At 70.6% G+C, this 12,942-nt stretch carries 16 protein-coding genes; 6 read left to right on the forward strand and 10 right to left on the reverse strand.

Annotation, left to right across the window (positions count from 1 at the left end; all coding sequences use genetic code 11):
* Positions 1-18 precede the first annotated feature (18 nt).
* Both ACFO9I_RS21355 and ACFO9I_RS21360 read right to left on the reverse strand, forming a co-directional pair.
* Positions 19-435, reverse strand: coding sequence for a hypothetical protein (locus ACFO9I_RS21355; protein ID WP_379184609.1), 417 nt, complete (start codon positions 433-435; stop codon positions 19-21).
* Between the two features lie 155 nt (positions 436-590).
* Positions 591-1,586 carry a stage II sporulation protein M gene (locus ACFO9I_RS21360; protein WP_379184611.1) on the reverse strand — a complete coding sequence of 332 codons (996 nt, stop codon included), beginning with the start codon at positions 1,584-1,586 and terminating at the stop codon, positions 591-593.
* Between the two features lie 33 nt (positions 1,587-1,619).
* On the opposite strand from ACFO9I_RS21360, the gene ACFO9I_RS21365 reads away from it, so the two are divergent.
* The 3 genes from ACFO9I_RS21365 to ACFO9I_RS21375 are packed head-to-tail and all read left to right on the forward strand — an operon-like array spanning position 1,620 to position 3,314.
* Positions 1,620-2,429, forward strand: coding sequence for an RDD family protein (locus ACFO9I_RS21365; RefSeq protein ID WP_379184613.1), 810 nt, complete (start codon positions 1,620-1,622; stop codon positions 2,427-2,429).
* Positions 2,426-2,875: a helix-turn-helix domain-containing protein gene (locus ACFO9I_RS21370; RefSeq protein WP_379184614.1), complete on the forward strand. Its 450-nt coding sequence runs from the start codon at positions 2,426-2,428 to the stop codon at positions 2,873-2,875. The genes ACFO9I_RS21365 and ACFO9I_RS21370 overlap by 4 nt, the downstream gene beginning before the upstream one ends.
* 10 nt (positions 2,876-2,885) lie before the next feature.
* Positions 2,886-3,314 (forward strand): VOC family protein, encoded by a 429-nt coding sequence (locus tag ACFO9I_RS21375; RefSeq protein WP_379184616.1) that lies wholly within the window; start codon positions 2,886-2,888, stop codon positions 3,312-3,314.
* A 23-nt stretch (positions 3,315-3,337) separates the two neighbouring features.
* Here the strand turns inward: ACFO9I_RS21375 and ACFO9I_RS21380 are convergent, their stop codons facing one another.
* Positions 3,338-4,450, reverse strand: coding sequence for a hypothetical protein (locus ACFO9I_RS21380; RefSeq protein ID WP_379184617.1), 1,113 nt, complete (start codon positions 4,448-4,450; stop codon positions 3,338-3,340).
* Entirely contained in the window at positions 4,447-4,947 is a 501-nt protein-coding gene (locus ACFO9I_RS21385) for a SigE family RNA polymerase sigma factor (protein WP_379184618.1), read from the reverse strand. Before ACFO9I_RS21385 ends, ACFO9I_RS21380 begins: the two co-directional genes overlap by 4 nt.
* A 127-nt stretch (positions 4,948-5,074) precedes the next feature.
* On the opposite strand from ACFO9I_RS21385, the gene ACFO9I_RS21390 reads away from it, so the two are divergent.
* Genes ACFO9I_RS21390 through ACFO9I_RS21400 form a run of 3 tightly spaced genes read left to right on the forward strand, consistent with a single transcriptional unit; the run spans position 5,075 to position 7,574 of the window.
* Positions 5,075-6,418 (forward strand): aspartate aminotransferase family protein, encoded by a 1,344-nt coding sequence (locus ACFO9I_RS21390; RefSeq protein WP_379184619.1) that lies wholly within the window; start codon positions 5,075-5,077, stop codon positions 6,416-6,418.
* The gene (locus tag ACFO9I_RS21395) at positions 6,415-7,125 is read left to right on the forward strand and encodes a tetratricopeptide repeat protein (RefSeq protein WP_379184620.1); all 711 of its coding nucleotides are present in this window, start codon (positions 6,415-6,417) and stop codon (positions 7,123-7,125) included. Before ACFO9I_RS21390 ends, ACFO9I_RS21395 begins: the two co-directional genes overlap by 4 nt.
* Positions 7,126-7,172: 47 nt before the next feature.
* Positions 7,173-7,574 (forward strand): hypothetical protein, encoded by a 402-nt coding sequence (locus ACFO9I_RS21400; RefSeq protein WP_379184621.1) that lies wholly within the window; start codon positions 7,173-7,175, stop codon positions 7,572-7,574.
* Between the two features lie 10 nt (positions 7,575-7,584).
* Here ACFO9I_RS21400 and trmB read toward each other — a convergent pair whose 3' ends face one another.
* From trmB to rpsL, 6 genes are all read right to left on the reverse strand, one after another.
* Complete coding sequence (gene trmB, locus ACFO9I_RS21405; RefSeq protein ID WP_379184623.1) at positions 7,585-8,307, reverse strand: tRNA (guanosine(46)-N7)-methyltransferase TrmB; 723 nt, start codon at positions 8,305-8,307, stop codon at positions 7,585-7,587.
* On the reverse strand, positions 8,304-8,441 hold the full coding sequence (locus ACFO9I_RS21410; RefSeq protein ID WP_379184625.1) for a hypothetical protein: 138 nt from the start codon (positions 8,439-8,441) through the stop codon (positions 8,304-8,306). The genes trmB and ACFO9I_RS21410 overlap by 4 nt, the downstream gene beginning before the upstream one ends.
* Before the next feature lie 88 nt (positions 8,442-8,529).
* Entirely contained in the window at positions 8,530-9,723 is a 1,194-nt protein-coding gene (tuf, locus tag ACFO9I_RS21415) for an elongation factor Tu (protein ID WP_379184627.1), read from the reverse strand.
* An 83-nt stretch (positions 9,724-9,806) separates the two neighbouring features.
* Positions 9,807-11,867: an elongation factor G gene (fusA, locus tag ACFO9I_RS21420; RefSeq protein ID WP_379185079.1), complete on the reverse strand. Its 2,061-nt coding sequence runs from the start codon at positions 11,865-11,867 to the stop codon at positions 9,807-9,809.
* A 138-nt stretch (positions 11,868-12,005) separates the two neighbouring features.
* A complete protein-coding gene (gene rpsG, locus ACFO9I_RS21425; RefSeq protein ID WP_379184629.1) occupies positions 12,006-12,476 on the reverse strand; it encodes a 30S ribosomal protein S7 in 471 nt (156 codons plus the stop codon).
* A gap of 1 nt (position 12,477) precedes the next feature.
* On the reverse strand, positions 12,478-12,852 hold the full coding sequence (gene rpsL, locus ACFO9I_RS21430) for a 30S ribosomal protein S12 (RefSeq protein WP_011757353.1): 375 nt from the start codon (positions 12,850-12,852) through the stop codon (positions 12,478-12,480).
* Between the last annotated feature and the right edge of the window lie 90 nt (positions 12,853-12,942).

The following is a 12,942-nucleotide window of genomic DNA, read 5'->3' on the forward strand; positions in this document are numbered from 1 at the left end:
CTTCTCCCGCAACCTCGGCTACATCGAGGACGAGTACTCGGAGCGGCGGTAGAACATCAGCGCGAGCATGGCCACGATCGTCACGGCGCAGTACGGGCCGCACAGCGCACTCTTGGTGACGCCGAACCAGACCAGGCAGAGGAACGGGATCACCGGGATCACCATCACCGCAGCCATCTCGGAGGAGTTCCGGCCGCCCATGCCGCGGTAGAGCATCCAGAGGACCATCGGGACAGTCATGCCGACCGCCATCGTGATCAGGGCCTGGGTCCCGTACTGGGTCGTCACTTCGTCCCAGGTCTTCAGTCCCACGACGCTCAGCAGGACCGCAGCGCTCACGATCATCCCGACCATCATGACCGCCAGCATCTGGAGGAAGTGGCGCCAGAAGGTCGAGAGGTGCGGTCCTGCGGGAAGGGTGTGCGTTCGCGTCATGTCGATCATCTCCGCGATTCCCTCAAGCGTCCGCACGAAGCGCGGTCCGGGAAGTGCCGAAAGTCACGCCTGGCACGAGTCCCGAGTCGAGCCGCATCGCCCGCGTCCGCCGCAGGCGAGCACGGCCGGGCGCCGTCGCACCGGGCCGAGCCGGGTCAGGCCTGGGTGGCGACGCGGTCCTCCAGCAGGGCGGCGTCGATGTCGCCGGTGTGCCCGCGGTCCACTGCGGCCCGACCGAGGACGAACACGTAGGCCAGGAAGCACGCCTCCGCCACGATCCCGATCCCGATGCGCGACCACGTGGGCAGGCCCGACGGCGTCACGAACGCCTCGATCAGGCCGCTGACGAACAGCACGGCGACCAGCCCGAGCGCCACCGTCCCGGCCGTTCGCCCCTCCCGGGCCAGGGACTGGCTGCGGGACATCTCGCCGGGCTCCACCCACGACCAGAACAGCCGCAGGCCGACCCCGCCGGCGACGAAGACGGCGGTCAGCTCGAGCATCCCGTGCGGGAGGATCAGCCCCCAGAAGTGCCCACCGTGACCGTGCCGGGTCATGATCGAGCCGATCACCGCGAGGTTGGCGATGTTGCGGAAGAGCAGCAGCACGATCGGGAACCCCAGGACCCCCAGCGCCAGGCACAACGCGGAGACCCAGGCGTTGTTGACCCAGACCTGCGCGGCGAAGTGGGAGGCGGCGTACTCGCTGTAGTAGCCCTCGAAGTCCTGGTTGACGAGCTGGTCGACCTGCTCGGGCGAGAGCAGCGACTGCTCCACGTTGGGGTGGTCGAGCAGCCACAGCATCATCACCGCGGTCACCACGACGTTGGCCGCGAGCGTGCCGAGCCACCACCAGCGCAGCCGGTAGAGCGCTGCCGGGAAGCGGTCGACGAAGAAGGACGAGACCCCGCGCCAGGTGCCGACCCTCGTCCCGGACGCCCGGTTGCGCGCCCGCGAGAGCAGCGACGAGAGGTGGGCGATCAGCGAGGCGTCGGGGGCGGAGGTGCGGACGACGGACAGGTGGGTGGCGACCTGCTGGTAGCGCTCGACGAACTCGTCGCTCTCGGCCCCCGACAGCCGTCGGCGGCGGGTCAGCTCCTCGAGCCGGCGCCACTCGTGCGCGTGCGCGAGCACATAGGCGTCGAGGTCCACGGGGTCACCCTAAGCCGCCCTATGCTGACGGCGATGTCGACTCCGGAGTTCGCGACGCTGACGACCGACGACCTGGTGACGGGCGAGGCGGTCGCGCTCGACCTGCCCCCGGCCAGCCTCGGCTCCCGCATCGCCGCCGGCCTGATCGACGTGGTGCTCACGGTGCTGCTGCTGGTCGGGGTGGTCCTGCTGCTGACCGTCGCGGCCCTGCAGACCGACGACGCCCTGATGACGGTGGCCTTCATCGGCACCCTGGTGCTGGTCTTCGTCGTCTTCCCCACCACGGTCGAGACGTTGACCCGCGGCAAGTCGCTGGGCAAGTGGGCCTTCGGCCTGCGGACCGTCCGTGACGACGCCGGGCCGATCTCGTTCCACCACGCCTTCGTGCGCGCGCTGGTCGCGGTCGTCGAGGTCTACGCCTTCTCGGGCGGCCCCGCGTTCTTCGCGGCGCTGCTGAGCCCACGCGGCAAGCGGCTGGGCGACTACGCCGCCGGCACGTACGTCGTCCGCGAGCGGGTGAGGCTGCGGCTGGCGCCCCCTGCGTCGATGCCTCCGCCGCTGGCCGGGTGGGCGGCGTCGGCGGACATCGCCTCGCTGCCGACCGGGCTGGCGCTCGCCGTGAGGCAGTTCCTGGGCCGGCTGCCGCAGATCGACCCCGTCTCGCGGGCCACGATCGGCGGCCGGCTCGCCGCCCAGGTGCAGCAGCACGTCGCTCCCCCGCCACCGCCCGGCACCCCGCCCGAGGCGTTCCTGGCCGCCGTGGTCGCGGCCCGACGCGAGCGCGACTCCGCCCGCCTCGCCCGCGAGGCCGAGCTGCGTCGGCGACTGACGGCACGCAGATGAGCAGCACGCCCGTCCGGGTCCCCGGCGACGTGCTCGTGCACCTGCGCCGGGCCCGCGACCACGCCGACCGTCACTACACCGAGCCCATCGACCTGGACACGCTGGCCGGGGTCGCCGGGTTGAGCAAGTACCACTTCCTGCGCCTGTTCAAGGCGACCTACGGGCTGACCCCGGCGGCGTACCTCTCCGAACGCCGGGTGGAGCGCGCCCAGGACCTGCTGCGCGCCACCAACCTCACCGTCACCGAGGTCTGCCACGCCGTCGGGTTCTCCAGCCTGGGCTCGTTCAGCAGCCGCTTCCGCGGACTGGTCGGCGAGAGCCCGAGCGACTTCCAGCGGCGGTACGCCGGCAACGCGCCACACATCCCGGGCTGCTACGTGTTCATGTGGGGGCTCGCGGAGAGGAGCGCAATCCGGGAGAAGCCGCCGGCGGACCGGGACTCCTAGCGTTGGTCACATGATCACCAACATCGCCATCATGTCCGTGTTCGTGAAGGACGTCGACGAGAGCAAGAAGTTCTACACCGAGGTGCTCGGCTTCGAGCCCAAGGACGACATCACGATGGGTGACGGGTACCGCTGGTGCACCGTCGTCCACCCCAACCAGCCCGAGCTCGCGCTCCACCTGACCGTCCCGGGCCCGCCGTTCTCGCCCGACCTGGTCGAGGCGATGAAGCGGGCCCAGGACGAGGGCGGTCTCAACGGTCCCGGACTCCACGTGGACGACTGCCAGAAGACCTTCGAGGACCTCTCCGCCAAGGGCGTGGAGTTCCTCCAGCCGCCGTCGAAGCGGCCCTACGGCGTCGAGGCGCTGATGCGGGACAACTCGGGCAACTGGGTGGTCCTCGTCGAGCCGGCCGAGTACGCCCCGGCCGACTTCGACTGAGCCCGAGGAGCGACCCGGCGAGGTCACTCCGCCAGGCTCACCTCGCCCGGGACGGGCAGCGCCACGCAGGTCAGCTCCGTCGCCGAGCAGGACCACAATCCGTGAGCACCGCCGTGGGTGACGACGAGGAGCCCGTCCACCTCGCCCCCCGCCTCCTCGAACCGGACCTCCTGGGGCACGCCGTCGAGGCCGCGCAGCTCGTGCACGCGCTCACCGTCCCAGACGTGCACGACCGCGGAGGCGTCGTCGGCGGTCGGCTCGATCGTCGCCGCGGCCGCGGCGTACGAGGCCAGGGTGGGGCTCACCCCGGGCAGCACCGCGATCCGCTCGGCCGTGCCCGAGCTCAGGTCGTAGACACTCGTCGAGCCGGCGGGGCCGGCGACGAGCACCCGGCCCATGGCCAGCTGCGCGCCCCAGCTGTCCCCCGCCTCCTGGGTGGGGACCTGGGTCTCGCCGCTCGGGGTGTGCAGCACCAGGTCAACGTCCTCCGACACGAGCACCCCCTCGGCACTCACCGCGGAGACGTAGCTGGTGCGTGGGACGTCAACGCGGAACTGCACGCGGTCGGCCTTCACGTCGAACACGGTGACGGTGTGCTGCAGGTCCATCCAGGCGAGGTAACGGCCGTCTGCCGAGAGCGCCACGCTCTGCACGGCGTCGGCGACCGGGCTCTTCTCGCGGGGGTAGGCCGTGTCGCCTCCGAGGCCCTCGTGGTCGGTCTCCCGACCCAGCACCACGACGTGGCTGTCGCCGTCGAGGGCGTACACGCGCTCCGAGGTCCAGCCGATGACGCCCTCGGAGCGCTGGCTGAGCTCGTGCACCTTCCCCGCCGGGTCCAGCGCGGTGAGGTGGCCGTCCCGGACGAACCAGACGGTCTCGGACACCGACCCCGACCGGGGCGTCACGCCGGAGGCGACCGGGACGTCCCGGCCCCCGCCCGCGTCGACCAGCCGGGTCGCCCCCACCGCGCCGACGGCCAGCACCGCGGCCGCCGCCCCGGCCAGGAGCGCCCGACCGCCGACGTGCCGGCGCCGCTCGGCGCGGACCCGGGCGCGGAAGGCGACCTCGTCGACGGGCGGGACCTCGACCGCGTCGCGGACCTCGGTGAGGGCGTCACGGATCTCGGTGCTGGTCATGACATCTCCTGGAGCTCGAGGGTGGGGAGCGCGGCGCGCAGCCGCTTGATGGCGTGGTGGGTCTGGCTCTTGACCGAGCCGACGGAGCAGCCGAGCTCACGGGCGGTGGCCTCCTCGGTGAGGTCCTCGACGTACCGGAGCACGAGCGTCGCCCGCATCCGGGGCGGGAGCTTCCTGATCTCGCCCCACAGCGCGAGGTGGTCGGCGCGCACGTCGACGCCGCCGCCGTGCCCCGGGTCGGGGAGCTCGTCGGTGACGACCTCGCGACCGCGGAGCCGCCACTGCCGCGACATCTGGTTGACCATCGCCTGGCGCACGTAGGAGTCGGCGGCCCGCTTGTCGCGGATGCCGTCCCACTTCACGCAGGTCCGGGCCAGTGCGCCCTGGAGGAGGTCCTCGGCCTCGTGGCGGTCCCCGGTGAGGAGGTAGGCCGTCCGGTAGAGCGGCCCCCAGCGAGCCGCCATGAACTCGCTGAACGAGAGCTCGGTCCCTGCCATCTGCTGTGTCCTCCTGGTCGGTGGGCCGTCAGGAGGAGAAGACCCGAGTGGCCCCCGAAAGGTTGAGCGGACAACCTACCCAGTCCTGACGCTGCCGTCCGGGTCTCGCTGTCACTACGGTGAGCCCATGATCGACCGCACCCGACTGGCCGCCCTGCGCACCGCCGAGGACGCCCGGTTCGTCCGTGACCACCCCCGGTCCGCCGAGCTCGCCGAGCAGGCGGGCTCGTCGCTGCTCGCGGGGGTCCCGATGCCGTGGATGACCCGCTGGCCCGGCGCGTTCCCGCTCTTCCTCGACCACGCGTCCGGCGCGCGCCTGGTCGACGTCGACCAGGTGACGTACGTCGACCTCTGCCTCGGTGACACCGGCGCCATGACCGGCCACGCGCTGCCGGCGGTGGCCGAGGTGGTCGGGCAGCAGGCCCGCGCGGGGATCACCACGATGCTGCCCTCCCCCGACGCCGTCTGGGTCGGTGAGGAGCTGACCCGCCGGTTCGGGCTGCCCCGCTGGCAGATGGCGATGTCGGCGACCGACGCCAACCGGTTCGTGCTCCGCTTCGCCCGCCACCTCACCCGTCGGCCGCGGATCGCGGTCATGGACTGGTGCTATCACGGCACCGTCGACGAGACCCTCGCCGTCCTCGACGGGGACCGGGTCGTGCCGAGGCCGGGGGCACTCGGACCCCAGGTCGACGTCGCGGAGACGACGGCGGTGGTGCCGTTCAACGACATCGACGCGCTCGACCGCCGGCTCGCGCAGGGCGACGTCGCCTGCCTGCTGATGGAGCCGGCGCTCACCAACATCGGCATCGTGCTGCCCGACGAGGGCTACCTCGAGGCGGTGCGCGACGTCACCCGGCGCCACGACGTGCTGCTGGTCAACGACGAGACGCACACGCTGTGCGCCGGACCGGGCGGCGCGACCGCGGCATGGGGGCTGGACCCCGACTTCGTGGTGGTCGGCAAGCCGATCGGCGGCGGGGTCCCGGTGGCGGCGTACGGCATGACCGCCGCGGTGGCCGAGCGGCTGGCCGGCCCGATGCTCGGCCACGAGATCGACGTGGCCGGCGTGGGAGGCACCCTGACCGCCAACGCGCTGGCGATGGCCGCGACCCGGGCCACGCTCTCCTCCGCGCTGCGGGAGGAGGACTACGCCGTGGCGGTGCCGCTGGCCGAGCGGTTCACCGACGGTGTCGCGCGGGTGATCGCCGAGCACGGCCTGCCGTGGCACGTGCAGCGGCTCGGCTGTCGGGCGGAGTACTGGTTCTGCCCGCCACCCCGCAACGGCGCCGACGCCGCGGCCGCCGTGGACGAGGAGCTCGAGGGCTTCTTCCACCTGTGGGCCCTCAACCGCGGCGTGCTGCTCACGCCCTTCCACAACATGGCCCTCTTCTCGCCGAGCCACACCGAGGCCGACGTCGACCGGCACACCGAGGTGTTCGCGTCGGCGGTCGCCGCGCTCCTCGCATGATCGACCCCGCCCCGCTGTGGGACTTCGAGGACCCGGTGGCGTCCGAGACCCGCTTCCGCTCGGCGGCCGAGGAGGCCGACCCCGGGGACCGGCTGGTCCTGATGACGCAGGTCGCCCGGGCGCTCGGCCTGCAGGAGAGGTACGCCGAGGGGCACGCCGTGCTGGACGACCTGTCGCCCTCCGGCGACGTCGCGGCAGTGCTGATCGCGCTCGAGCGCGGGCGGCTGCTGCGATCCTCGGGCGCACCCGCCGAGGCGCGGCCGCTCTTCGAGGCGGCGGCCCGCAGTGCCTCGGAGGCCGGGCTCGACGTGCTGCACGTGGACGCGCTGCACATGGTGGCGCTGGTCTCGGAGCCGGCCCACCAGCTGGCCCTGGGTGAGGAGGCGCTCCGCGTCGCACGCGGCTCCTCCGACCAGCGGGCCCGCGACTGGGACGCCTCCCTGCTGAACAACATCGGCATAGCGCACGCCGACGCCGGCGACTTCGAGGCCGCCCTGGGGTCGTTCGAGGAGGCGCTGGCCGCCAGGGAGCGGATCGGCGACCCGGCGCGCACCCGGGTCGCGCGGTGGATGGTGGCGTGGGCGCTGCGCAACCTCGGCCGGCACGAGGAGGCCCTCGGGATCCAGCGCGCCCTGAAGGCCGAGCTGGACGCGGCCGACCTGAGCGACCCCTACGTCGACGAGGAGCTCGCGCTGCTGGAGGAATGAGGCGCCACTCCGTTGTCCGGGTCGCGGCGCCGTCGTACCTTCGAAGGGTGGAGCAGGACCCGGTCCCGGGGATCCTCGAGCTGCTGGCAGTGATCGCGCTGGTGGGCGTCGTCGTCAGCCGCCGCAGCCTGCTCCTGGCACTGGCCGTCCGGGTGCGTCGGCGGGTGCTGCCGACGCCGGTCCGCCCGGCCGGTCGCCCCATCGAGGTCATCGCCGCGGACGCGCGCCGGCTGCGGCGCCGCTTCGAGTGCCCGCCCCCGGGACTCCGGTTCGCCAAGTACGAAGGCATCCGGCGGGCCTACGACGCCGTGCTGGGCGAGGGCTGCCTCGCCGTGGGGGGCGAGCACCTGCTCGACGTGCTGCGCCCCGGCCTCGCCCACGATGCGGAGCGGGCACGGGTGGAGGAGCTGCTCGACGCCTACGGCTTCCACCTGCAGGACGTCGCCTGAGCCGGTCGGGTCAGCGCCGCCGGTAGGCGAGGTCGGTGATGGAGCGGCCGGCGGCCAGCCCCTTGCGCTCGAACTTGGTCACCGGTCGCTCCGCCCAGCGCTCGGTGACGCCACCCTCGAGGAGCGGCTCCGCGTCCAGCACCTCGACCATCTGCTCGGCATAGTCGGCCCAGTCGGTCGCCAGCCGCCACTCCGCCCCGGGGGCCAGCCGGGACGCGGCCAGCGCCGCGAAGGCCGGGGTCACCAGGCGCCGCTTGTGGTGCCGCTTCTTGTGCCACGGGTCGGGGAAGAACGTCCACAGCCCCGCCAGGCTCCCGGGCTCCACCAGGTGCTCCATCGACCAGACGGCGTCGACCGAGCAGAAGCGCACGTTGGTCGCCCCGGTCTCGGCCACCCGGCCCAGGCTCTCGGCCACGCCCGGCCGCCACACCTCGAGGGCGAGCACGTCGTACGCCGGGCGGGCCGCCGCCAGCGCCGCCGTCGCCTCCCCCACGCCGGACCCGATCTCGATGACGAGCGGTGCCTCCCGGCCGAAGGCCTGCGCGAAGGAGAAGCCCGGGCGGTCCACTGCCTCGTCCGGCACGACCCATGCCTCGTGGTGGGCCTCCCACGCCTCCCGCTGCCGGGGGGTGAACCGGCTGCCACGCCGCGCGTAGGTGAGGACCTCCCGCATCCGCCGACCGTCCTCGGTCAGCTTCTCGTGCGGGCGCGCGGGGCGGACTCGCTCGTTCACGTGTCTGTCTCCTCGGGGAACTCGTGGGCGGCGGATTCGTGGCCGTGGGCTGCGACCGGGCGGGCCGTCGTCGCCGGGACACCCGGCTGCAGGCTCCAGAGCCGGAGCGTGGGGCCCTGCTCGTCGTCGGCCATGCCCACATCCTCTCGTCGGACGCAGAACGGCCCCGGACCGAGGTCCGGGGCCGTTCTGGTGGATCAGCCGGTCAGTGACCGGCGGCGATCACTTGGTGATCTTGGTGACCCGGCCGGCGCCGACGGTGCGGCCACCCTCACGGATCGCGAACCGCAGGCCCTCGTCCATGGCGATGGGCTGGATCAGCTCGACGGCCATCTCGGTGTTGTCACCGGGCATGACCATCTCGGTGCCCTCGGGGAGGGTCACGACGCCCGTCACGTCCGTGGTGCGGAAGTAGAACTGCGGACGGTAGTTGTTGAAGAACGGCGTGTGGCGGCCGCCCTCCTCCTTCGAGAGGATGTAGACCGAGGCCTCGAAGTTGGTGTGCGGGGTCGTGGTGCCCGGCTTGATGACGACCATGCCGCGCTCGACGTCCTCGCGCTTGGTGCCGCGGAGGAGCAGGCCGACGTTCTCGCCCGCCTGGCCCTCGTCGAGGAGCTTGCGGAACATCTCGACGCCGGTGACGGTCGACTTCTGCGACTTCTCGCGGATGCCGACGATCTCGACCTCCTCGTTCACCTTGACGATGCCGCGCTCGATACGACCGGTGATGACGGTGCCACGACCGGTGATCGTGAAGACGTCCTCGACGGGCATCAGGAACGGCTTGTCGGTGTCACGCTCGGGGGTCGGGATGTAGTCGTCCACGGCCTGCATGAGCTCAGCGACCGACTCGCCCCACTTGGCGTCGCCGTTGAGGGCCGGGAAGGCCGCGACGCGCACGACCGGGATGTCGTCGCCCGGGAACTCGTACTCGGAGAGGAGCTCGCGCACCTCCATCTCGACGAGCTCGATGAGCTCCTCGTCGTCGACCATGTCGCACTTGTTCAGCGCGACGACCAGGGCGGGCACGCCGACCTGGCGGGCGAGCAGGACGTGCTCGCGGGTCTGCGGCATCGGGCCGTCGGTGGCGGCGACCACGAGGATCGCGCCGTCCATCTGAGCCGCACCGGTGATCATGTTCTTGATGTAGTCGGCGTGACCCGGGCAGTCGACGTGCGCGTAGTGGCGAGCCTCGGTCTGGTACTCGACGTGCGCGATCGAGATGGTGATACCGCGCTGACGCTCTTCAGGGGCCTTGTCGATCTCGTCGAACGGCGTGAAGGGGTTCAGGTCCGGGTACTTGTCGTGCAGCACCTTGGTGATTGCTGCGGTCAGCGTCGTCTTACCGTGGTCGATGTGACCGATGGTGCCGATGTTGACGTGCGGCTTGGTCCGCTCGAACTTCGCCTTAGCCACGGTGGGCTCCTCCTGGTTGGGTTGTTACTTGACTCGTGAATTCAGTGTTGCGTGCCGAGGATCCTCGGCGGTAACCGGGGTGGTTACTCGCCGCGGACCTTCTTGATGATCTCGTCGGCGATGTTCGAAGGAACCTCGGCGTACGAGTCGAACTCCATCGAGTACGAGGCCTGGCCGGAGGTCTTGGACCTCAGGTCGCCAACGTACCCGAACATCTCGGACAGCGGCACGAGCGCGTTGATGACCATGTCACCGTGACGCTCCTCCTGTGCCTGGATCTGGCCGCGCCGGCTGTTGATGTCGCCGATGACCGTGCCGAGGAAGTTCTCCGGCGTGGTCACCTCGACCGCGAACATCGGCTCGAGCAGGACCGGCTTGGCCATGCGGGCGGCCTCCTTGAAGGCCTGGTTGCCGGCGATCTTGAACGCGAGCTCGGACGAGTCGACGTCGTGGTAGGCGCCGTCCTCGAGGGTGAACTTCACGTCGACCATCGGGTAGCCGGCGAGCACGCCGAACTCCATGGCCTCCTGGCCGCCCTGGTCCACCGACGGGATGTACTCGCGCGGGACGCGACCACCGGTGACGTTGTTGGCGAACTCGTAGCCCGCACCCGTCCCGGTCTCCGGGTCGATGTTGGGGCCGAGCGAGATGACGACCTTCGCGAACTGACCCGAACCACCGGTCTGCTTCTTGTGGGTGTAGCTGTGGTTCGTGACCTCCTTGCGGACGGTCTCGCGGTAGGCCACCTGCGGCTTGCCGACGGTCGCCTCGACGCGGAACTCGCGCTTCATGCGGTCGACCAGGATCTCCAGGTGGAGCTCGCCCATGCCGGCGATGATCGTCTGGCCGGTCTCCTCGTCGGACTTGACCGTGAAGGTCGGGTCCTCGTCGGAGAGGCGCTGGATCGCCATGCCCAGCTTCTCCTGGTCGGACTTGGTCTTGGGCTCGATCGCGACCTCGATCACCGGGGCCGGGAAGGTCATCGACTCGAGCACGACCTGGTTCTGCGGGTCGCAGAGGGTGTGGCCGGTCTTGGTGTCCTTCAGACCCATGACGGCGACGATCTGGCCGGCGCCGACCGACGCGATCTCCTCACGCTTGTTGGCGTGCATCTGGTAGACCTTGCCGATCCGCTCCTTGCGGCCGTTGACCGAGTTGACCACGGTCGAGCCGGCCTCGAGCTTGCCGGAGTAGACCCGGACGTAGATCAGCTTGCCGAGGTGCGGGTCCGAGGCGATCTTGTAGGCGAGGCCGGAGAAGGGCTCGTCGTCGGAGGGCTTCCGGACGATCGTCTCCTCCTCGTTGTTGACCGCGTGGCCCTTGATGCCGTCGATGTCGAGCGGCGAGGGGAGGTACTTCACGACCGCGTCGAGCAGGGGCTGGACGCCCTTGTTCTTGAACGCGGTGCCGCACAGGACCGGGTTGAGCTTGTCGGCCAGGGTGGCGCGACGGATCGCGGCCTCGAGCTCCTCGACGGTGAAGTCCTCGCCCTCGAGGTACTTCTCCATGACGTCGTCGTCGGCCTCGGACAGGGTCTCGAGGAGCTTCTCGCGGTACTCGGCGGCCTGCTCGGCCATCTCCGCGGGGATCTCCTCGACCTCGTAGTCCTCACCCATCTTGGTCTCGCCGCGCCAGGTCAGGGCACGCATGCCGACCAGGTCGACGACACCGAGGAAGTCGGACTCCGCGCCGATCGGGAGCTGGAGCACGAGCGGGGTGGAGTTCAGGCGCTCGACCATCATGTCGACGCAGCGGAAGAAGTCCGCGCCGGTGCGGTCCAGCTTGTTGACGAAGCACATCCGGGGGACGGAGTACTTGTTGGCCTGGCGCCACACGGTCATGGTCTGGGGCTCGACGCCGGCGACACCGTCGAACACCGCGACCGCGCCGTCGAGGACGCGCAGCGAGCGCTCGACCTCGGCCGTGAAGTCCACGTGGCCGGGGGTGTCGATGATGTTGATCTGGTGGTTCTTCCACCAGCAGGTCGTCGCGGCGGACGTGATGGTGATGCCGCGCTCCTGCTCCTGCTCCATCCAGTCCATCGTGGCAGCGCCCTCGTGGACCTCACCGATCTTGTAGGTGATGCCGGTGTAGAACAGGATCCGCTCGGTGGTGGTGGTCTTGCCGGCGTCGATGTGCGCCATGATGCCGATGTTGCGGACCTTGTTGAGGTCAGTGGTGATGTCGACGGCCACGGTTACTCGTGATCCCCTCGGGTGAAAAGTGCGGATGGTCTGACGACCGGCGGTGCCGCGCCCGGTCAGGCGGGCACCGCCGTACGGTCACCAGCGGTAGTGAGAGAAGGCCTTGTTGGACTCGGCCATCTTGTGGGTGTCCTCGCGGCGCTTCACAGCGGCACCGAGGCCGTTGGAGGCGTCGAGGATCTCGTTCATCAGGCGCTCGGACATCGTCTTCTCACGACGGTCCTGGGCGTAGCCGACCAGCCAACGCAGCGCCAGCGTGGTGCCACGGCCGCCCTTGACCTCGATCGGGACCTGGTAGGTCGCACCGCCGACGCGGCGGGGCTTGACCTCGATGGCCGGCTTGACGTTGTCGAGCGCACGCTTGAGCGTCAGCACCGGGTCGGTGCCGGTCTTCTCGCGGCAACCCTCGAGCGCGGTGTAGACGATGCGCTGCGCGACCTGCTTCTTGCCGTCCTGCAGGATCTTGCTGACCAGCTGGGAGACCAGCTGGGACCCGTAGACGGGGTCGATGTCGATGGGGCGCTTCGGCGCGGGACCCTTGCGCGGCATGTCAGCTCTTCTCCTTCTTGGCGCCGTAGCGGCTGCGGGCCTGCTTGCGGTTCTTCACGCCCTGGGTGTCGAGCGTGCCGCGGATGATCTTGTAACGGACACCGGGGAGGTCCTTCACACGGCCGCCGCGCACGAGCACGATCGAGTGCTCCTGGAGGTTGTGGCCCACGCCCGGGATGTAAGCAGTGACCTCGACGCCGCTCGACAGGCGCACGCGGGCGACCTTGCGGAGGGCGGAGTTCGGCTTCTTCGGGGTGGTGGTGTAGACGCGCGTGCAGACGCCGCGTCGCTGGGGCGAACCCTTGAGGGCAGGCGTCTTGTTCTTGGACACCTTGTCCTGGCGGCCCTTGCGGACCAGCTGCTGAATGGTGGGCACCTTGGTGGTTCCCCTTCTTGTCCTCTAGTCAGAACCCGACACCTTGCCGGGCACGATGATGCTGCTTGCTGCTGTGTGCCTGTGATGTGA

Origin of the sequence: Nocardioides sp. GCM10023255 (genome assembly GCF_042653125.1) — a bacterium.
Lineage (GTDB): Bacteria > Actinomycetota > Actinomycetes > Propionibacteriales > Nocardioidaceae > Nocardioides.